Source organism: Paracoccus aminovorans (genome assembly GCF_900005615.1).
Classification (GTDB): domain Bacteria; phylum Pseudomonadota; class Alphaproteobacteria; order Rhodobacterales; family Rhodobacteraceae; genus Paracoccus; species Paracoccus aminovorans.
Window position 1 is genome coordinate 73,685 of the sequence record NZ_LN832560.1, and the last position, 21,486, is coordinate 95,170.

General features: G+C 69.5%; 11 protein-coding genes and 1 pseudogene. 8 read left to right on the plus strand and 4 right to left on the minus strand.

Annotation, left to right across the window (positions count from 1 at the left end; translation table 11 throughout):
* Positions 1-84: 84 nt before the first annotated feature.
* The 7 genes and pseudogenes from JCM7685_RS15730 (at position 85) to JCM7685_RS20570 (ending at position 16,332) form a co-directional block, all read left to right on the plus strand.
* Positions 85-6,303, plus strand: coding sequence for a hypothetical protein (locus tag JCM7685_RS15730; RefSeq protein ID WP_139218082.1), 6,219 nt, complete (start codon positions 85-87; stop codon positions 6,301-6,303).
* A 79-nt stretch (positions 6,304-6,382) separates the two neighbouring features.
* Positions 6,383-7,716, plus strand: a pseudogene (tssK, locus tag JCM7685_RS15735) (type VI secretion system baseplate subunit TssK).
* Positions 7,716-9,392, plus strand: coding sequence for a type VI secretion system protein TssL, long form (gene tssL / locus JCM7685_RS15740; RefSeq protein WP_074967457.1), 1,677 nt, complete (start codon positions 7,716-7,718; stop codon positions 9,390-9,392). The pseudogene tssK and the gene tssL overlap by 1 nt, the downstream one beginning before the upstream one ends.
* On the plus strand, positions 9,389-13,012 hold the full coding sequence (gene tssM, locus JCM7685_RS15745; RefSeq protein ID WP_083412689.1) for a type VI secretion system membrane subunit TssM: 3,624 nt from the start codon (positions 9,389-9,391) through the stop codon (positions 13,010-13,012). Before tssL ends, tssM begins: the two co-directional genes overlap by 4 nt.
* Positions 12,991-13,695 carry a type VI secretion system-associated protein TagF gene (tagF, locus tag JCM7685_RS15750; protein ID WP_100526136.1) on the plus strand — a complete coding sequence of 235 codons (705 nt, stop codon included), beginning with the start codon at positions 12,991-12,993 and terminating at the stop codon, positions 13,693-13,695. The genes tssM and tagF overlap by 22 nt, the downstream gene beginning before the upstream one ends.
* Positions 13,664-14,428, plus strand: coding sequence for a PP2C family protein-serine/threonine phosphatase (locus JCM7685_RS15755; RefSeq protein ID WP_074967453.1), 765 nt, complete (start codon positions 13,664-13,666; stop codon positions 14,426-14,428). The genes tagF and JCM7685_RS15755 overlap by 32 nt, the downstream gene beginning before the upstream one ends.
* Before the next feature lie 2 nt (positions 14,429-14,430).
* The gene (locus tag JCM7685_RS20570; RefSeq protein WP_074967451.1) at positions 14,431-16,332 is read left to right on the plus strand and encodes a serine/threonine-protein kinase; all 1,902 of its coding nucleotides are present in this window, start codon (positions 14,431-14,433) and stop codon (positions 16,330-16,332) included.
* 302 nt (positions 16,333-16,634) lie between these two features.
* On the opposite strand, the gene JCM7685_RS15765 is transcribed toward JCM7685_RS20570, so the two are convergent.
* Complete coding sequence (locus JCM7685_RS15765) at positions 16,635-17,711, minus strand: glycosyltransferase family 61 protein (protein WP_074967450.1); 1,077 nt, start codon at positions 17,709-17,711, stop codon at positions 16,635-16,637.
* A 529-nt stretch (positions 17,712-18,240) separates the two neighbouring features.
* Here JCM7685_RS15765 and JCM7685_RS15770 point away from each other — a divergent pair.
* On the plus strand, positions 18,241-19,320 hold the full coding sequence (locus JCM7685_RS15770) for a PLP-dependent cysteine synthase family protein (protein WP_074967532.1): 1,080 nt from the start codon (positions 18,241-18,243) through the stop codon (positions 19,318-19,320).
* 103 nt (positions 19,321-19,423) lie between these two features.
* Here JCM7685_RS15770 and minE read toward each other — a convergent pair whose 3' ends face one another.
* The 3 genes from minE to minC are packed head-to-tail and all read right to left on the minus strand — an operon-like array spanning position 19,424 to position 21,273.
* Entirely contained in the window at positions 19,424-19,684 is a 261-nt protein-coding gene (gene minE, locus JCM7685_RS15775) for a cell division topological specificity factor MinE (RefSeq protein ID WP_074967448.1), read from the minus strand.
* Between the two features lies 1 nt (position 19,685).
* Positions 19,686-20,507 carry a septum site-determining protein MinD gene (gene minD / locus JCM7685_RS15780; RefSeq protein WP_074967446.1) on the minus strand — a complete coding sequence of 274 codons (822 nt, stop codon included), beginning with the start codon at positions 20,505-20,507 and terminating at the stop codon, positions 19,686-19,688.
* A 22-nt stretch (positions 20,508-20,529) separates the two neighbouring features.
* On the minus strand, positions 20,530-21,273 hold the full coding sequence (minC, locus tag JCM7685_RS15785) for a septum site-determining protein MinC (protein WP_074967444.1): 744 nt from the start codon (positions 21,271-21,273) through the stop codon (positions 20,530-20,532).
* Positions 21,274-21,486: the final 213 nt, after the last annotated feature.

A 21,486-nucleotide genomic window follows, 5' to 3' on the forward strand; every position in this document is an offset into this window, starting at 1 on the left:
GGGACTTGTATAGCACCGGTGGGCCAAAGTAACCCTGTCGGCATAGGTTTCGCGTTTTCCAGCCCTTTGCAAAAGTGAATTCAGATGCTGCCAGTTTTCCTCTTGCCGATGCGGCGTTTCGCCAGATCCCGCCTTTTCGCCACCACCGCGCTGATCTCGCTGGCGGGTGTGCCGATGCTGCCCGGCGGGGCCAGGGCCGACATGACCCTGGACGTCGACCGTCTCGGCATGGGCTGGTCCTCGTCGAGTCCCATCTGGCTGGACGAGGACGGCGATCACGGCGCGCTGCCCGGGACCGAGACCGGGATCATCGAGGGCGACGCGGATGAGACGCATCAGCTTCGCATCTACGGCACCGTCATGGCGGGCGAATTGAGGCTGAGCGGCGGCAATTTCCGGCTCTATGGAAACACGCTGAGCGCCGGATCCACGACGCTGCGGCTGGCGGCCGAAAACGGGCTGCTGTTCACCATCGACTCGGCCATCGACGGCGATCTCGAAATCCAGGGGCAGGGCGAGGTCTCGCTGTCGCGCCATCACGCCGGCGCCGTCGCAGTCGCCGAAAGCGCCACGCTGCGGCTGCGCTGGAACGCCACCGCGACGGGCGACCTGATCAATGAGGGGTTGGTGTTCCACAACGGCGCCCGGACCGGCAATATCGTCAACAACGGGACGCTCGGCCTTGGCGGTGTGCTGGAAGGCACCTTGACCAACAACAGCTACCTGGGCTTGTACGGTCAGGTGCGGGGTCTGCTTGACAACCACGGAAACACCCAGATCGTGGGGGACAGCGCCGTGCGCGACCTCACCAACCATCTTGATGCCGGTGTTGTGGTGCGGCAGGGCAATAGGCTGGACGTCACCAACAATGTGGCAAACCAGGGCAGCATCGAACTCTTGGGCGAGCTGCGCGGAAACGTGGACAACGCCGCCAGTGCCACCCTGACCATGGTCGGCGGCACGCTGGACGGCGACGTCGCGAACGCGGGCACGCTTCGGGGCAGCGGCACGGTCTCGGGCGAGATCCGGAACACCGGCCGCGTCCTCACCGGCGGCGATCTGACCGTCGGCACGCTGATCAACGACAACCGGGTCACGGTGAATGCCGGCGACCGGCTGCGCAGCACCGACGGCCCGCTGGTGAACAACAGCCAGCTGGGCGTGAACGGCCGGCTCGAGGGCGGGCTGGACAACGCGGCCAGCGGCACAGTGACGATGGGGGCGAACGGCGCCATCGCGGGCGGTGTCACCAACGCCGGCGGCATGGCGATCGCCGGGCAGGTCGCGGGCGTCTTCGACAACAGCGGGTCCGTCACCACGGCGGGCGACGTGCGCGTGGACCAGTTCACCACCACCTATGGCGGCAGCATGACCATCGGCGCCGGCCATACCATGACCGCCGCGCAGCGGCTGGTGAACCGCGGCAATGCCACCATCAACGGCACGCTGGACGGCAACATGCTCAACGGTGTCGGCGGCACCACCGCCCTGGACGGCGGCACCGTCACCGGCTCGCTGCAGAACAACGGCATCCTGAACGCCAACGGCACCGTGGGCGGTGCGCTGGTCAACAGCCGCACGCTGAACCTGACCGGAGACCTGGCGGTCGGCCGGCTGGAGAACGGCGGCACCGCCGATGTCGGCGCCGGCGAACAGCTGACCGCGGAAGAGCGGATCGACAACAGCGGTGCGCTGAACGTCGCCGGGACGGTGACGGTGAACGGCGCGGCGGGCATCCAGAACGATGCCGGCGGCACGGTGACGCTGGACGGGGCCCAGGTGAACGCCAACCTGACCAATCTCGGCACCTTGCTGGTCAATTCCTCGTCGCAGGTGAACGGAGACCTGACCAACCGCAACCAGCTGACGCTCGACGGCAGTGCCGGCGACGTGACGCTGACCGTGGACGGCATCTTCACCAACTCGGGCCGGCTGGACGGCACCAATACCAGCGGCAACCCCTCGGCCATGACCATCGTCGCCGATCTGTTCGCCAACGAGGGCGGCGTGATGAACAACGTCAACGTGATCGGCGACCTGCTGAACCGCACGACGCTGACCTATGACCAGGATTCCTTCCTGGACGGCAACCTGACCAACGACACCAGCGGCGATGTGACGGTCTCGGCCGCGCTGGACGTGCGCGGGCACGACATCGGCAACCGCGGCGATTTCCACATCACCACCGACGCCGATTCCAGCGGGGCGCTGAACAATGTCGGCGCGCTGACCAACGAGGGCGACTTCACCATCGACGCCGGCACCTCGGCCACGGCGCAGCGCGTGGCGAACCGGGACGACGGCGTGATGACCGTCGCCGGCACCCTGACCTCGGCCACCGCGGTCGAGAACGAGGCGACGCTGAACGTCTCGGGCCAGGTGGCGGCGGATCTGGACAATTCGGGCACCACGGTGCTGTCGGGCGGCACGCTGGCCGGGTCGGTGACCAACAGCGGCGGGTTGCAGGGCAACGGCACCGTCACCGGCGCGGTGGCGAACAGCGGCACCCTGGCGATGACCGGGCAGGTGGCGGGGACGGTCGCCAATACCGGCACCATCAACCAGAGCGGCACGCTGACCGTGGCCGGGCTGACCAATGACGAGATCGTCGACATCGCCGCGGGCGGCGTGCTGCGCTCGACCGCGACGGTGCAGAACAACGACCGCATCGCGGTCGCGGGCCAGCTGGACGCCGCGCTTCAGAACAATGCGCCGGGGCGGCTGACGCTGAACGGCGGCACGGTGACCGGCGCGGTCGCCAATGCCGGAGAGATCACCGGCAGCGGCACCATCTCGGGCGCGCTGACCAACAGCGGCACCGCCACGCTGGGCGGCCGGCTGGCGGCGGGCGCGACCAATGCCGCCGGCGGGCGGCTGGTGTCGCAGGGCACGCTCAGCACCGCCTCGCTGACGAACGCGGGCCGGGTCGAGGTCGCCTCGGGCAGCACCCTGCAATCGGATACGGCGGTGCGGAACGCCAACCAGCTTCTGGTCGCCGGCCGGCTGGAGGGCGGGCTGGACAACACCGGCACCACCACCCTGTCGGGCGGCACCGTCGCCGGCGCGGTCACCAGCGCCGGCCGGCTGACCGGCAGCGGCACCATCGACGGCACGCTTGCGAACGCCGGCACCGCCAGCCTGGGCGGCCGGGTGACGGGCAGCGTCACCAACACGGGCACGCTGACCAGCAGCGGCACCCTGCGCGTGGGCGGGCTGGTCAACGACGAGGTGCTGGACGTGGCGGCGGGCAGCACGCTGCAAGGCGACGGCACCATCGTCAACAACGACCGCGCGACGCTGGCCGGGCGGATCGAGGGCACGCTGACCAATGCCGGCAAGACCACGCTGGAGGGCGGCACGCTGGCGGGACGGCTGGCGAACAGCGGCCTGCTGACCGGGACCGGCACCATCGAGGGCACCCTGGCCAATGCCGGCAATGTGGTCATCGCCGGCCGGGTCGACCGGCTGGAGAACACCGGCTCGCTGGGTCTGCGGGGCGATTTGCGCGTCGGCGCGCTGGTCAATGACGCGCTGGCGGTCGTCGCCTCGGGCCAACGGCTGACCACGGACAGCGCCCTGCTCAACAACGCCGGCCGCCTAGTCATCGCGGGCACGCTGGCGGGCGATCTGGACAACCGCGACTCGGCCAGCATCACGCTGGACGGCGGGGTGGTCGAGGGCAACATCGCCAATGCCGGCACGCTGAACGGCGGCGGCCGGGTGACCGGGCAACTGGTCAATACCGGCACCATCACTACCCGCCGCGACCTGAGCATCGGCCAGCTCATCAACCGCGATCTGATCAGCATCGACGAAAGGAGAGGCGTGCTGCGCTCGGACTCGACCGTGCAGAACGAGGCGCGGCTGGCGCTTGCCGGCCGTCTGGAGGCCGATCTGCTGAACCGCGCCTCGGGCCGGGTCGCGCTGGACCGCGGCCGGGTGAACGGCGATATCGGCAACCTCGGCACGCTGACCGGGCAAGGCAGTATCGCCGGCACGCTGGAGAACCAGGGCATCGTCACCTTGGGCGGCAGCGTCGACTCGCTGCGCAACTTCGAAGGCGGCACGCTGGCCGTGGACGGCAGGCTGGCGGTGCATGAGTTCCTGAACGCCGGCACCGCCGCCATCGGCGCCGGGACCCGGCTGAACATGGCCGATCCCGACGGCGCCCCGGCCGCCGCGCAGAACCTGGAAACCGGCGACCTGCAGGTGGATGGCATGCTGGGCGGTGCGCTGGTCAATGCCGGCACGCTGCGCGGGACCGGGACCATCACGGGCGGCGTCCTGAACACCGGCAGCGCCAACTGGGCGGGCCGCATCGGCGGCACCGTCACCAACCGCGCCGACCTGACGCTGGCGGGCGGCGGCACCATCGCCGGCGGGCTGATCAACGAATCGGGCGATTTCGTCAGCCGCGGCACCGCCGCGGTCGAGGGCGGGCTGCGCAACGAATCCGGCGCCACCGCCCGGCTGGTGGCCGGCAGCCGGCTTGTCGCGGCCGGCGGCGTTCTGAACCGGGCGGGGGGCCGCTTCTTCCTGAACGGCGTGCTGCAAGGCGACATGGAAAACCGTGGCGCCCTGAGCCAGGCGGGAACGCTGGAAGGCTCGCTGCTGAGCAACGGGCAAACGGTGCTGGGCGGGACCGTGACCGGCGACCTGATCTATGACGGCGGCACGCTGGAGCTGCGCGACGGCGCCCGCATCGGCCGGGATTTCCGGTTGAACACCGATTATGCGCTGGGTGCCGGCAGCCAGGTTACGGCCGGCCGCACCGTGGTGACCCAGGGCACCACCCTGGCCCTGGCCGGCATGCTGGACGGCGCGATGCTGAACCACGGCCGGGTCGATGTCGCGGGCGACCAGGCCCGGGTCACCGGCACCGTCACCAACAACGGCACCGTGGACATGGGCGACGGCCGCACCTCGGGCGTGCTGCGCGTGGGCGGTCTTGAAGGCGAGGGCACCTATCGGCTGGACCTGAACCTGCGCACCATGACCGCGGACCGCATCACGGTGCTGGGCGGCGCGGCGCGCGGCATCTATCATCTGGAGTTCGACCTGGCCGACCGCGACACCCTGCCCCAGCGCGGGGCGCGGGTGACGCTGATCGACGTGGACGAAAGCTTCGGCAGCCAGAACGATTTCCGCTATACCCGCAGCGATCTGCCGGCCGGGTCCGAACGCATCGTCTATTCGGTCCAGCGCGCCGATCCCAACAACGGCACCGGCGACCTGGAACTGGTCAGCCAGCTGAACCCGGCCATGGGCGCGATCTTCGGCAACGTGGCGCTGGTGCAGTCGCTGATCGGCTCGGTGGTGAACCGTCCGACCAGCCCCTTCGTCACCTCGCTGGCCTATGACGACCCGGAAAAGCCCTGCGGCATCGGCAGCTGGGGCCGCGTCATCGGCGGTCATGCCAATGCCAGCGGCAAGACCGACAACGGCGTCAGCAATGTCGAGACCGAGGTCCATGCCGATTACTACGGCGTCCAGGTCGGCACCGACCTGGCCTGTTTCGACGACCGTTTCGGCGGCTGGAACATGGCCTTCGGGGCGCTGGGGGGCATCAACCGCGGCTCGACCAGCCAGCCGGTCTATGCCATCGACCCCAGGAACGCGCTGGACCTGACCTCGATCCTGACCTCCTACACCTCGACCGATTTCGAGCAGCGCTACGCCGGCATCTATGCCACCGCCACCAAGGGCCGGTTCCAGGCCGACCTGCAATACCGGCTGGAGCGGACGGATTTCACCATCTCGAACGACCCGCTGCCCGGCTATACCGGGCTGGGCCTGGACGAGACCGATTTCTCCAGCGACGCGCAGACGCTCAGCGGTTCGATCAGCTACGGCATCCCGATCGGCGACAGCGGTTGGGCGGTCTTGCCGACCATGGGCTTCGCCTGGTCCAAGCTGTCCACGGATTCGATCCGCTTCGACGAGGATTATACCCTGGTCTTCAAGGACAGCACGCGCAAGATCGGCTTCGCCGGCGCCACCCTGGCCAAGACCTTTGTCGACAACGGACGCAATTCGGCGCTCTACGCCTTTGCGACCGGCACCTGGTACAAGGATTTCGCCGATCCGACGATCTCGCTCTTCGCCTCCGAGGAAAACACCGAGACGCTGACCACCGAGAACCTGGGCTCCTACGGCGAGATCAGCGTCGGCGCGAACTGGATCAAGGTGCTGGGACCGAAAGCGCGCGGGCGCCAGGTCAGCACCGGCGCGCGGATCGACGCCCGTTTCGGCGACCAGCTGGACAGCGTGGGCGTCTCGGGTCAGTTCCGCTGGCAATTCTGACTGGCCTCGGGCCGGGCGCGCGGCTAGCTTGGCCGCGCCGCCGCAAGCAAGACAACAAGGAACGGGAGTTCGCTGACGCATGTCCTGGTTCAGCAAGGTCGCCTGGAAAGAGGGGCTGTTCCTGCAGCCCCAGCATCTGCAGCAGGCCGACCGCTATCACGAGCATCTGGTCCAGGCCCGAACCCGGCTGATCACCCCCTATCCCTGGGGCGTGGGCGAGCTGGTGCTGGACCGCGACCAGGCGCAGCAGGGCATGATCGCGCTGCGCGCCGTGGCCGGGATCATGCCCGACGGCACGCCCTTCGACGCGCCGGGCACCGGGCCGCTGCCGGTGCCGGTGCGCGTGCCGGACGACGCGGCCGGGCAATTCGTCTGGCTGACCCTGCCCGACAGCAGCCCCAACATGCGCGACGCCGCCCCCTATGAGGACGAGGGCGCGACGACCCGCTGGGGCATCGTCACCGAGACGGTCAGCGACAGCGCCTCCTCGGCGCGGATCGAGCAGGTGCTGGAACTGGCCGTGCCGCGGCTTGAGATCGCGATCCGCAAGACCCCGCGCCCCGGCTACCAGAACATCCGCCTGGCCCGCGTGGCCGAGGTGCGCGACGGCGTGGTGACGCTGGACGAGACCTTTCCGCCACCTTCGCTGGTCATCGGCGCGCATCCGCAGGTCATGGGCTATCTGACCCGCGTCATCGGCTGGATCGAGGCGCGGCTGGAAAGCCTGTCGCGCTATGCCACCGACCCCTCGGCCGGGGGGGCTTGCAGGCCAGCGACTATCTGATGCTGATGGCGCTGAACCGCCAGATCGGCGTGTTGCGCCACCTGTCGCGGACGCTGGCCGTGCATCCCGAGCAGCTTTACCGCGAGCTGGTCTCGCTGGCGGGCGAGTTGGCCAGCTTCGACAGCGCCAGCCGCCATGCGCCGGATTACCCGGCCTATGACCACGAAAACCCCAAGGAAAGTTTCGGCGAGATCGTGGCCGACATCCAGCGCCTGCTGTCGCGCGACGTCGGCCGGGCGATCCGGCTGCCCTTGCAGCAGGTGCGGCAGAACTCCTACCTGGCGGCCGTCGCCGACCGCAACCTGTTCCGCGAGGCCACATTCATCATCGAGGTGGAAAGCGCCAAGCCGCTGTCGCAGGTGCAGATGCAGTTCCCCGAACTGTGCAAGGTCGGGCCGAACACCCGCATGTCGGAAATCGTCAACAACAACCTGCCCGGCATCGCGCTGCAGCACCTGCCGAACCCGCCGCGGCAGATCCGGGTGCTGTCCTCGAACGTCTATTTCCGGCTAGAGCGCAACTCGCCGCTGTGGCGCGAGTTCTCGACCGCGACGGCCATCGGCATGCATTTCGCCGGTGACTGGCCGAACCTGAAACTGGAACTGTGGGCGGTGCCCGAGAGGTCGTGATGGCGGGCAAGGACGACGACGGCGACAAGACGGTCTTCGGCGGCCCTCTGCCCGGTCAGAGGCCGCAGGACTGGGCGCGGCCGGCGCCGGGTCCCGACGACGGCCGCACCGCCATCGGCGGGCCGGTGCAGGGTGGCTCGGCCTCGCCCTTCGGTCAGCCGCCGGGCGGCAATCCGGGCTGGGGCAGCCCGCCGGCCGAGGGCCAGACCTGGATCGGCGGCCCCGCGCGCCCGTCCCAGCCGCCGGCGCCGCAGGGCCATCAGGGCTATCCGGGCGGCTGGCAGCCGCCGGGGCAGGGCGGACACAGCCCCTTCGGTCCGGCCGACCCCTCGCAGATCGGGCGGGCGGCGGGGCCGGACCAGCGCGGCTTCTTTCCCGACATCGCCACGCAGCAGGCGCCGCAGAACCGCGTCGCCCCGCGCATCCCGCAGGCGCAGGCGATGCAGGTGCGCGACCTGGGCGCGGCCAGTTCGGCGAACCCGCTGATCGCCTCGGCCGCGCCGCTGCTGATCCTGCTGGGCCGGCTGCGCACCGGCCTGGTCGAATTGCAGGTCGCGCCGCTGATGGAGCATGTCACGCGCGAGATCGACCGGTTCGAGCGCAATGCGCTGTCGCACGGCGTCAACCCGCATGAGGCGCTGGTGGCGAAATACGCGCTGTCCGGCACGGCGGACGACATCGTGCAGAACCTGCCCGGCGCCGACCGCGGCAACTGGCAGCAATATTCCATGGTGGCGCGTTTCTTCCACAAGCGCGATTCCGGCGTCGGTTTCTTTCAAGAGGCCGAGAAGGCGCTTTACGCCTCGGCGCAGAACTACAACCTGCTAGAGCTGATGCTGGTCTGCCTGTCCCTGGGCTTCGAGGGCCAGTTCCGCACCATGCCGAACGGCGCGGCCGAGCTGTCGCGCATCCGCAGCGCCATCTATGAAAGCCTGCGCCGCGTGAATCCGCGCCCGGACGAGGATATTTCCGTGATGTGGACGCCGGTGGTGCAGGGCAGGGCGCGCCGCTTCGGCGCCATCCCGGTGCCGGCGGTGGCGGGCATCGCCGCCGTGGCGCTGGTCGCCGCCTTTGCCACGCTGCTGACGCTGATCAACCGCGACGCCGCCGTCGCGGCCGAGGATCTGCGCGGCGTGGCGCTGGACGCGCCGGCGATCCAGATCGACCGCACCCCGGGCGCGGTCTATGTCGCCGAGATCCCGCAGCTGCAACGCATCCGCGACGCCTTCGCGGCCGAGATCGCGGACGGCCGCGTCGGCGTCGAGGCCAAGGGCGACTATATCGCCATCCGCGTCGGCAATCTGCAGCTGTTCGACCTGGGCTCGGTCACGGTGAAACCGGGCTTCGCCGACCTGGCCACCCGCATCGCCGAGGTGCTGAATGCCGAACCCGGCCCGATCCTGATCGAGGGCCATACCGACAACGTGCCCGTTTCGGGCCGGGGCCGGTTCAAGGACAATTACCAGATCTCGGCCGCCCGGGCCGAGGGCGTGGCCGAGGTGCTGAAACCTCTGCTGAAAGACCCAGCCCGCGTGACGACCGAGGGAAGGGGCGAGGACGATCCTGTCGCCGACAATGCCAAGCCCGAGGGCCGGGACGCCAACCGCCGGGTCGAGATCATGCTGGCGCGCGAAGGCACCTATGATGCCCCCGCCCCGCAGGAGGCCGCGAATTGAGACTGCTAGGCATCTATGTCCCGACCCCGCGCTGGAGCAAGCATGGCTGGTGGCGCTGGACCGTCACCCTGCTGGGCATCGCGGCGCTGTGCGCGGCGGTCTGGATCGGCGGGCCGATGACCGGCTGGGGGCCCTTGGCCTCGGTCTTCTGGCGGGGTCTGGTCGTCGGGCTGATCCTGGCCGCGACGCTGACGGTGCTGCTGGTGCGCTGGCGCCGCCGCGTTCGCGCCGCCCGCGCCATCGAGCAGGCGCTGGTCCCGCCCGAGCCCGAGGGCGACGGCAAGGCGCTGGCCGAGAAGATGTCCGAAGCCCTGGCGGTGCTGAAGAAATCCGGCGGCGCGGCCTCGCTTTACGACCTGCCCTGGTATGTCATCATCGGCCCGCCCGGCGCCGGCAAGACCACGGCGCTGGCGAATTCCGGCCTGGATTTCCCGCTGGCGCAGACCCAGGCGATCAGCGGCTTCGGCGGCACAAGGAACATGGATTTCTGGTTTGCCGAGGATGCGGTACTGATCGATACCGCCGGGCGCTATACCACGCAGGACAGCGACAAGGTGGCCGACAAGGCCAGCTGGGACGCCTTCCTGGACCTCTTGAAGCGCACCCGCCCGAACCGGCCGATCAACGGCGTGATCCTGTCCTTCTCGGTCGAGGACATGATGCAGCAGGACGCCGCCACGCTGCAATCCCATGCCGAGACGGTGCGCGCCCGGCTGGCGGAACTGCATGAGCATCTGAAGATCGACTTCCCGGTCTATGTGATGTTCACCAAGGCCGACCTGATCGCCGGTTTCCGCGAATATTTCAGCAGCTTCAGCCTGAACCGCCGCAAGCTGGTCTGGGGCGTGACCTTCCAGACCGCCGACCGCAAGGCGATCACCCACGAAGCCGTGCCGGCCGAGTTCGACCGCCTGGTCTCGCGCCTGTCGGACGAGATCATCGACCGGCTGTCCGAGGAACCCGACGGCGTCGCCCGCATCGCCATCTTCGGCTTGCCGGGACAGATGGCCCTGTTGCGCGACAGCGTCGCCGCCTTCCTGCGCAAGGTGTTCGAGCCGACACGCTACAAGACCAACGCCATCCTGCGCGGCTTCTACTTCACCTCGGGCACGCAAGAGGGCACGCCCATCGACCAGGTGCTGGGCGCGATCCAAGAGCCGGGCATGGGCATCGGCTCGGGCTTCATGTCGGGGCGCGGCAAAAGCTTCTTCATCCACGACCTGCTGCGCGGGGTGGTGTTCCCGGAACAGGGCTGGGTCTCGCATGACCGCAAGGCGGTGCGCCGCGCCTTCGTGCTGCGCAGCGTGGCCCTGGCGGCCATCGCGGTTCTGACGCTGGGCGCCGGCACCGCCATCGGCGTCAGCTACTGGAAGAATCGCGAACTGGTCCGCACCGCCGAGGCCGAGACCACCAACTGGCGCCGCGCCGCCGCCGAGGAATTGCAGCGCGACGTGATCGACGACCCGGACCTGACGCCGGTGCTGCCGCTGCTGAACGACCTTGCCTCGATGCCCGCCGGCTATGGCGACAGCGAGGAACCCAGTCTGTGGGAAGGCTTCGGCCTGTCCCAGCGCGACCGGCTGAACAAGGTCGCGACCGACAGCTACTCGAACGCGCTGGAACGGATGCTGCGCCCGCGGCTGATCCTGGACCTGGAACGGCGGATGCCCGAGATCATCGCCTCGGGCGAGATGACCGAGATCTATCGCGCGCTGAAGGTCTATCTGCTGCTCGGCAAGCAGGGCGAGACGACCGACGACCCGGCCATCGAGGCCTGGTTCGCGCAAAGCTGGCGACAGGATTATCCGGGCCGCGCGGGCCTTGAGATGATCGACCAGCTTTCCGGGCACCTGAAGGCCATGCTGGCGCTGGACGACCGCCGCGACCTGCTGGTGACGCTGGACCAGACCACGGTGGAGAAGGCGCGGGCGGCGATCTCGCAGCTGCCGCTGGACGAACAGGCCTATGCCATCATCAAGGACGGCGCCGTCGCCGCCGGCCTGACCGACTGGGCGCTGGTGCAGGCGGCGGGCGGCAATGCCGCGACGCAGGTCTTTGCCGCCCGCGACGGCAGCGACATCGCGGCCATGACCGTGCCGGGGCTTTATACCTACGAAGGTTTCTGGAGCTATTTCTACGACCAGCTCGCCGTGGTGGGCGAGGAATTGCGCCGCGACCAGTGGGTGCTGGGCGATTACGCCAATTCCAACGAGATCGAGGGCCGGCTGGCGCGGCTGGACCGCGACCTGCTGGATCGTTACCGCGGCGAATTCATCGCCGCCTGGAACACGGTTCTGGACAACCTGACACTGGCCTCGATGGTGGCGGACAAGCCGCAATATGCGGCGCTGGGGACGGCGGCGCAGGCGCAGAACTCGCCCATCCTGGAACTGGTCAAGTCGATCGCCGACCAGACCCAGCTGACCCGCGAATACGAGCAGCTGGACGGCGAGTTGCCGGCATCTGATGCGGCGGCCGGCGACAGCGGCGGCGGCGGCATGGCCGATGCCATCGGCAAGCAGATCGCCTCGCGCGCGCAGTCGCGCAGCACGGGCGTGCAGCGCATCCTGATGGACGCCGCGATGCAGAAGCAGGGCAAGGGCGCGCGCCGTGCCGGGGCCGCGGCCGAAGAGAAGCAGAACAGCGTCACCGCCCCCATCGAGGCCATCGCGAAAGCCTTCGAGAACTGGCAGCTTCTGGTTGCGGGCGAGCCGGGCAAGCGGCCCATCGACACGCTGCTGGGCAACCTGGGCGCGGTCTGGGAAAACCTGCGCCTGGCCGAGCACAACCCCGACCAGTCGGCGGCCGCGCTGCCGACACTGCTGAATTCGCTGACGCAGTACAATTCGCAGCTGCCCGACCCGCTGGCGCGCATGGTGACCAAGGCCGAGGGCGATTTTCGCTCGGGCGCCTCGGATGCCTCCATCGAGGTGATGAACCGGGCGCTGACCGACCGCATTACCTTCATGTGCCGCGACACCATCGCGCCGGCCTATCCCTTCGGCAGCGGCGCGCGCAGCCTGTCCATCGACAATTTCGCCCGCTTCTTCGGCCCGGGGGGCGAGATGGACAAGTATTTCACCGAATACCTGGAGCCCTATGTCGAGCGCACGCCCGAGGGCCTGACCTGGCGCGCCGACAAGGAGATCACGCAGCGCCTTTCGACCGCCACCCTGCGCCAGTTCGAGCGGGCCGAGCGCATCCGCCGCGCCTTTTTCGCCGGCGGCGGCACCAGCCCTTCGGTCGAGATCACCGTAGCCCAGGTCGATGCGCATCCGACCGTGCGCTCGGCGATCCTGGCGATCAACGACACCGTGGTCGAGACCGCGACCGGCTCGATGCCGCGCACCGTGGTCTGGCCGGGGGCGGGCAAGTCCACGATCCTGCAACTGTCGCCGCCGTTGGAACGCGACTCGGTGCTGCGGTTCGAGGGCAGCTCCTGGACCTTCATGCAGTTCCTGGCCGCCGCCCGCTACAAGGAGCAGCGCGGCGACACGCTGCGCGCCACCTTCATGCTGGGCGGGCGCAACATCACCTACGACTTCACCATCAACGCGGTGGCGAACCCCTTCACCATGGCCGAGATCAAGGATTTCCAATGCCCGCAGAGCATCGACTGAGTGCCGGCGCGGCAGGGCTTTACGGCAAGCATCCGGGCTTCGGCGATTTCATTTCGGCCGGACTGGCCGAGGCATGGCCCGCCTTTGCGGACTGGGCGCAGGCGAGTCTGGGGCTATGGCGCGACGCGGCCGGGCCGGACTGGCAGGCACGCTTCGACGCGGCGCCTGTGGTGGGGTTCTGGATCGGCCCGGCGCTGATCGGGGCGGGCCAGGCGCTGCGCGGCGTCATGGCGCCGTCGCGCGACCGCAGCGGCCGGCGCTTTCCGCTGGCCCTGGCGCAGGCGGGCGGGACGCCGCCGGTTCTGGACACGGCGCAGGATTTCCACCGCGCCGCGGGGCAGGCGCTGGCCGCGCTGCTGGCGGCGGACGGTTTCGAGCCGCGCGAGGCGGCGCAGGCGCTGGACCTGCCCGCGCCCGGCACGCCGGCGCCGGACTGGCCCGGCTTCTGGGCCGGCAACCCGGCGCTGCCGCCCCAGCAATTGCTGGGGCAGCTGGCTGTCGCCGACCACGCCCACGCCACGGCCGCGCGCAGCTATTGGTGGTTCGGCGAGGGCGAGGCCGGACCCTCGGGCGTGCTCTGCTGCCAGGGCTGGCCCACCCCGCCGAGCTGGGCTGGCTCATCGCCCATGGCGCCGCCCGCGAGGTCGAGGCATGAACGGCGACCGGCCCGGCTTTCACTATGATTTCGCGGCGCTGACCGACTGCGGTCGCCTGCGCGACCAGAACGAGGACAGCGTCATCGCCCTGCCCGAGTTCGGGCTCTGGGCCGTTGCCGACGGCATGGGCGGCCATGCGGCGGGCGAGGTCGCCAGCGGCATCATCGTCGAGGAACTGGCCTCGACCGGCGTCGCGGTCAGCGCCCAGGACCAGCGCGCCCGCGTCATCGCCCGCATCGACCGCGCCAATCGCCGCATCCTGGACCACGCAGGCCGCAACGGCGCCCGCGGCGCCGGCTCGACGGTGGCGGCGCTGCTGCTGCACGAAACCGAACTGGCCTGCGTCTGGGCCGGCGACAGCCGAGTCTATCTGCTGCGCGACGGCCGGCTGACGCGGCTGACCCGCGACCACAGCGAGGTGGCGCTGCTGATCGCCGCCGGCCGCATGACCGAGGCCGAGGCCCGCGCCTCGTCGCGCCGCAATGTCATCACCCGCGCCATCGGCGTCGGCGACCATGCCGAACCCGAGGTGGTGACCGGCCTGGCCCAGGACCGCGACCGCTTCCTGATCTGCTCGGACGGGTTGACCGAACATTTCCAGGACGGCGAGATCGCGCAGTTCCTGGGCCAGGCCGGCCGCGCCGCCAGCGTCGCCTCGGGGCTGATCGGCGAGACGCTGGCCCGGGGCGCGCGCGACAATGTCAGCGTGGTGGTGGTCGATTGCGCCGCGGTTCCGGCCCCGGCCGAGGACATGGGCTGACCATGCCGGACACCGAACCAGGCCCCGAAACGCCGACGCCACGGGCCGCGCAGGGCGAGGCTGCGCCCGAACCGACGGTGATGGCGCCAGCCGACCCGACCGTCGTCGCCGGCGCGGGCGCTGCCGCCCCCGAGCTGCTGCTGGTCGAGCGCGGCACGCTGATCAACAACAATTACCGCATCCTCGACCTCGTCAGCGCCGGCGGCATGGGCGAGGTCTATCGCGCCGAGAACGTCTTCACCGGCGACCCGGTGGCGGTCAAGGTCATCCTGCCCGGGCTGGCGGGCGATCAGGCGGTGCTGGACATGTTCCGGCGCGAGGCCCGCGTTCTGGTGCAGCTGCGCGACGATTCGATCGTGCGCTATCACAATTTCATCCTCGACCCCGGCCTGGGCCGCTATTGCCTGATCATGGAATTCGTCGAGGGCCGGCACCTGGGCGAGCGGCTGAAATGCGGCGGTCCGCTGCCCGAGGCCGAAACACTGGCCCTGATGCGCCGCGTCGGCGCCGGGCTGATGCGCGCGCATGAGCGCGGGGTGACCCATCGCGACCTGTCCCCCGACAACGTCATCCTGCGCGACGACCGCATCGACGAAGCGGTGCTGATCGATTTCGGCATCGCCCGCTCGACCGAGCTGGGCGACGGGCTGGCGGGGCGTTTCGCCGGCAAGTTCAAGTATATCGCCCCCGAGCAGCTGGGCCATTGGGGCGGCGAGATCGGGCCGCCCACCGATGTCTATGGGCTGGGGCTGCTGATCGCGGCGGTGGCGCGCGGCAAGGCGCTGGACATGGGCGATTCCGTGGTCTCGGCTTCGGCGGCGCGGCAGCAGATCCCGGACCTGGACGGCATTTCGCACCGGCTGTTCCCGCTGTTGCAGCACATGCTCGAGCCCGATCCGGCCCGGAGGCCGCCGGACATGGGCGCGGTGCTGCGGATGCTGGACGACCCCTCGCTGATCCCGTCGCGCTATCGGCTGCCGCTGTGGCAGCAGGCGGTGCCGGATGCGCCGGCCGAAGAGGGCCCCACCGGCAGTTTCGGCATCGGCTCGGGCCTGGCCGGGCCGGGGGAATCGGCCAGCCCCTTCGGTGGCCCGGCGCCGTCGCCGGCCCCCGCTGCGCCGGCCGAGACCGCCCCGGTGCGGCGGCACTGGCCGCTGATCGGCGGTGCGGCGGTGCTGTCGGCGGGGATCGCGGTCCTCGGTTGGGTGCTGATGAACCCGGGCCCGCCCGCGGCCGAGCCCTCGGCCGCCGCCGAACCGGCCCGTGCCGAGTTGCCGCCTCGCGACACCTCGACCCGCGAGGGCTTCCTGGCCGAGCAGCCGCTGCCGGGCTGCGCCTTGGCCGAGCGCATCGCGGCAGGTCCGAACGCCGGTCAGCTCCAGTTTCTCGGCCGCGACGACCTGCGCCCGGACTCGGTGGTTGCGGCCTATGGCACGCGCTTCGGGGTCAGCCCCTCGGTCCAGCACAGCGAGGTCGGCGCGGCGCAATGCCCGGTCCTCGACTTCCTGCGCGAGATCGCGGGCCGCCCGGCACCGCCGGTTCTGCTGGAAGCCGCGGCCAATGCCGCCGATGCGCAGCTGCAGGTCCGCGGCACGGTCGATGCGGGCCAGGGCCGCAACCTGTGGCTGCTGATCGTGCCGCCCTCGGGCGAGGTCTACGACCTGTCCTCGCAGCTGGATGCGGCGGCGGAACCGGTGCGGCGCTTCGGCTTTGCGCTGGCGCAGGACGGGCAGGGGCAGCACCCCTATCTGCTGATCGCCCTGGCCACGGATACGCCGCTGGCGGCGGCGGCGGCCTCGCCCTCGGGCGTGCCGGCGGCGCAGATCCTGCCGGCGGTGCTGGACGAATTGCGCGCTTCGGGCGCGGCGCCCGCGGCGGCAGTCTTGCCCATCGCCGCACCCTGAGCGGGTCCGGCGGGAAGGCCGCTGGACCTAGTGGCGGAGGTCGCTCTGGATCCGAACGAATTCGGTTGGAAAAGGGGACAGATCGGCCGAAGGCGGATCTTTCTTTTTCCTGTCCCGAATGGATGCGCGGCGTTTTTTAGCAACCTGCCCAGGCATTTGCGTGAATTGGGAATCGTAGGTGTTTCCCTGACCTGCCTGATTGCGATCCTGCCCGTCCGAGGATCGCATGGGATCTCTTCCCCGCCAAATGCTGGAACGTCTTCATGGCTGCCCGACGCGATTATAGTCAGATGCAGATCGCTTCAGCCCCGGACCACGGGCCGGCGCACCAGCGGTTCCTGGCTGCGCTGTTCGGCCCGCTGCAAGGCGTCGGCGAGTGCGTCGGCATCGGCGTCACGCCACCGCGTCTCGTCGGCGATGAAGCCCAGTTCGGCCAGGCGCCTGGCCAGGCGCGGCTGGTCGATCTCGCCCCAGGTGGTGTGATTGGGGGTCTTCTGGCGCTCGGGCATCCAGTCGGCGACGAGCGCGTCCACGACCTCGGGCGCGCGGCCGGTGAAACCGGCCAGATGGGCGGCGATATGCTGCCAGGCCGGGTGGTTGCGCCGCAGCAGGATGCAGGCCTGCTGCCAGGGCGCGGCGACGAAGCCCAGCATGTGGAAGGCCGAGCTGTCCAGCCCGACGATGCGGCGGGCGCCCTTGAAGATCGACAGCTGTTCGCGGATCGACAGCTTTTCCGGGTAGATGGCGGTATAGCCCTGGGCGGCGAGGTTGTCCTCGACCAGCTGCTCGTTGATGATGCCGCCCTTGCCGCTGAAGCGGGTGCGCGAGATGTAGACGTTCTCGATGCCGCCCGCCGGGATGTCGCGGAACGCCTCGCGGATGAAGGCGCGGAACGCCGGCGTCCCGGCCGAGATTTCGCCCAGCCCGAAGCCCTGGCCGGGGACCAGAAGGTCTTCGACCTCGGTCGGCGCGCGCAGGATCCGGACCGGCAGGTCGGGCAGCGTCAGCGCGATCAGCTCTTGCTGGTAAGCGACGAAATCGCGTAGCCGGCTGTGTCGGGGAGTGAAGATCACGCTTTCGGCGCCGGAGGTTTTCGCGGCCCAGAGACGGGACAGCGTCTCGACCAGGAAATGCCCGAAATGGCCGAAATAGACCCCGCCCCACAGGTGTCGTCCCGGCAGGCGCGCGGTGGGGACGGGGGCGGCGGCCAGCGGTTGCGTGACCCGCAGGCCGTCGCGCCAGGTCGCCGCCTGAGGCACGTCGCCGCCGCACCAGAGGCCGGGGCTGTCCTGATGCGTCTCGGCCGGGCAGACGGTGGCCTCGCGCAGATGCAGGATGTCACGGGACCATCCGCTGTCGGGAAGGGGGGCGCTGATCATGGTGAACTCGTTGATCTGTAACCTTTCCCTTTCGTCTGACCATGCGCGCCCCGCGTCTGGCAAGCCACAGCGGCCGGCAGCGGTGCATCACGGGCTTGGGCGGCGGTGACCAATGTTCCGTCCGGGAACCGGAATAGCGGCAAGGTCGGGAAATGGTTCCGCCGGGCAGCACAAATCAGGAACGAAACCCGCATCCCGCCCGGCGCGCCGGCCGGGTAACCAGGATTCCTGTTTTCCCGGCGCGGGGCCGTTCCGTGTCCCCGCGGTTACGGTGGCGGCTCTCTGCTCACATTTCCTTGAGCTTCGGAATCGCCGGACCCGGCCTTGATCTTGCTGCGGGTCGTGGGCCGGGTCGGCTTTCCGCGGGCGGCGGCCGGTGCGGGATGTTTTCCCTGGATCCGGCATGGACCCATGGCCGGCGTCCCTGGACGTCGCCGGGGCGGCGCCGGCGATTCCGGGGTCGCATCGGGTTCCGATTGCGCTAGGCTGACCGCATCAGACGCCTGGGTCGCAGATGGAGGGCATGGACATGGCAGAACAGGGTATCCGCAGGACCGCCGGACGCGGCCGGCTTTACGACAGCATCCTCGACACGGTCGGCGACACGCCGGTCGTCCGCATCAACCACCTCGGGCCCGAGGGGGTGCGGATTTACGTCAAGGCCGAGTTCTTCAACCCCGCCGCCTCTGTCAAGGACCGGCTGGCGCTGAACATCATCGAGGCGGCGGAGCGCTCGGGCGCCTTGAAGCCCGGCCAGACCGTGGTCGAGGCGACCAGCGGCAACACCGGCATCGGCCTGGCGATGGTCTGTGCGCAGAAGGGCTATCCGCTGGTGGTGACCATGGCCGAGAGCTTTTCGGTCGAGCGGCGGCGGCTGATGCGGATGCTGGGCGCCAAGGTGGTGCTGACGCCCAAGGCCGAAAAGGGCGTGGGCATGTACAACAAGGCGGTGGAGCTGGCGAAACAGCACGGCTGGTTCCTGGCGCATCAGTTCGAGACCCCGGCCAATGCCGACATCCACGAAGCCACCACCGCGCAGGAGATCCTGGGCGATTTCCAGGGCGATAGGCTGGATTACGTGGTGACCGGCTATGGCACCGGCGGCACTGCGGCCGGGCTGGCCCGCGTGTTGCGCCGTGAGCGGCCCGATACGAAGATCGTCCTGACCGAGCCGGCCAATGCCGCGCTGGTGGCGAGCGGCATCGCGCAGGAGCGGACGGCCGACGGCTCGCCCGCCGTCAGTCACCCAGCCTTCGAGCCGCATCCGATCCAGGGCTGGACTCCGGACTTCATCCCGCTGGTGCTGCAGGAGGCGCTGGACAGTGGCGGTTATGACCAGCTGATCCCGGTGCCGGGCGCCGAGGGCATGGAATGGGCGCGCAAGCTGGCCGCGCGCGAGGGCATCCTGACCGGGATCTCGGGCGGCTCGACCTTCGCGGTGGCGATGCGGATCGCCGAACAGGCCGGACCGGGCACGGTGATCCTGGCCATGCTGCCCGATACCGGCGAGCGGTACCTGTCGACACCGCTGTTTCAGGACATTCCCGAGGGCATGGACGAGGCCGAGACGGCGCTGTCGCATTCGACGCCGGGCTATCGGATGGGTTGAGGCGGCGGGACGGGGGGCTTTGCCCCCCGCGCCTGATGCACCCCTCGACGGGGTGCGTCAGGCGCTCCCCCCAGGATATTTGGGCACAAAAGAAGCCCTGGACTCAGGACGCCTTGCGGGCGCCGGGAAACTCGATGTTGATTTCCAGGCTCGACAGGTCGTCGCTGCGTTCCAGCTTGATGTCGACGGCATCGCGATCGACGTCCATGTGGCGGCGCACCACCTCGAGGATGTCGCGCTGCAGGAGCGGCAGGAAGTCCGGGCCGGAGTTGCTGGTGCGTTCATGCGCGAGCAGGATCTGCAGCCGCTCCTTGGCGGTCTGCGCCGAACTGGGTTTGCGCGGGCGGAGCGAGAAACCGAACATCTCAGGCCGTCCGTCCCAGCAGCCGCTGGAAGAAGCCGCGCCGCTGTTCTCCGGGGTTGACCCGCATCTCGATCTGTTCGCCGACCAGCCGGCCGACGGCGTCCATATAGGCCTTGCCGGCGGGCGATCTCTCGTCCAGCGACACCGGCGTGCCCTCGTTCGAGGCCTTCAGCACCGAGCTGCTTTCCGGGATGATGCCCAGCAGCGGGATGGCGAGGATTTCCAGCACGTCCTGCACGCCCATCATCTCGCCATTGGCCGAGCGGGCCTGGTCGAAGCGGGTCAGCAGAAGCTGCGCCTTGACCGCGCTGCCGTCGCCCTTTTCGGCGAGGAAGGTCTTGGAGTTCAACAGCCCCAGCACCCGGTCGCTGTCGCGCACCGAGGACACTTCGGGGTTGGTGACCACCACCGCCTCGTCGGCGTAATACATCGCCAGATGCGCGCCGCGCTCGATCCCTGCCGGGCTGTCGCAGACGATATAGTCGAATTCCTCGCGCAGCTCGTCCAGCACCGCCTTGACGCCCTCGGTGGTCAGCGCGTCCTTGTCGCGGGTCTGCGAGGTCGGCAGGACGTGGAGATTCTCCAGCCGCCGGTCCTTGATCAGCGCCTGCTTCAGCTTGGCGTCGCCCTGGATCACGTTGATGAAGTCGAAGACCACCCGGCGTTCGCAGCCCATGATCATGTCGAGGTTGCGCAGGCCCACGTCGAAATCGATCACGACCGTCTTGTGTCCACGCATGGCGAGGCCCGCCGCGATGGCGGCCGAGGAGGTCGTCTTGCCGACGCCGCCCTTGCCCGAGGTGACAACGATAACCTTGCTCACGAGCGTTTCCTTTCGATCAGGGTCATTTCAGCGATTCGATGCACAGTTTCTCGCCGTCCAGCCAGACCTGCACATTGTCGCGGGGGGTGTCGGGGCCCAGATTCTCGCTGGTGCGATAGAGGCCGGCGATGGCCAGCAGCTCGGCGTCGAGCGCGTGGCAGAAGATGCGGGCCGAGGTGTCGCCGTTGACGCCGGCCAGCGCCCGGCCGCGCAGCCGGCCGTAGATGTGGATGTTGCCGGTGGCGATGACCTCGGCGCCCGAGCTGACCGAGCCGACGACCACCAGGTCGCCGCGGTCGGCGAAGATCATCTGTCCCGAGCGCACCGGCTGCGTCACCATTTTCGTGGCCTGCGGGACCTCGCGCACCGGCGGCGGTTCCGGCCGGCTGCCCTGGCGCGAGACGCGCTCCAGTGCCGCGTCGCGCCCGCCAGGCAGCGAGATCAGCCCCGCAGCCGCCGCGGCCTCGGCCTGCGCCGCCGTGCCGCTTTGCACGCCGAAGACCGACAGGTTGCGCGCGCGCAGGCCGTCCGCCAGCCGCAGGATCGCGTCCACGCCGTCCAGCCCCTCGGCCTGTTCCAGGTCGATGACCAGCGGCGCGTTGTCGAAGAACAGCGGCACCTGCGCCAGCCGCGCATCCAGCGCGTCGAAGAAGCCGGCATCCGGCCGGCCGACCAGATGCAGCGCCACCGCCGTGAACGAGCGGCCGCGGATCTGTAAAGGCTTCAGGGTCGCGACCTTCTGCGTCGCGCTCTTGCCGGGGTGCATTCTGATCTGCTCGGTTTCTGGTCGATTCTGGCTGCGCCCTTAGTCCGGGGCGCTTAGAGCTGCCTTCCTAATACGTCGCGGCGCCTGCGTCCATGCAGGTTCTGCCGCGCCGCCCGATTTCGGCAGAGACACGCCGGCCGGGCACGGGTCTGGGCGGGAATCCGGCAGGGCCGGGCCGCTCTTCCCCCTTGCCTCGGCCGCGCTTGTGCCGTC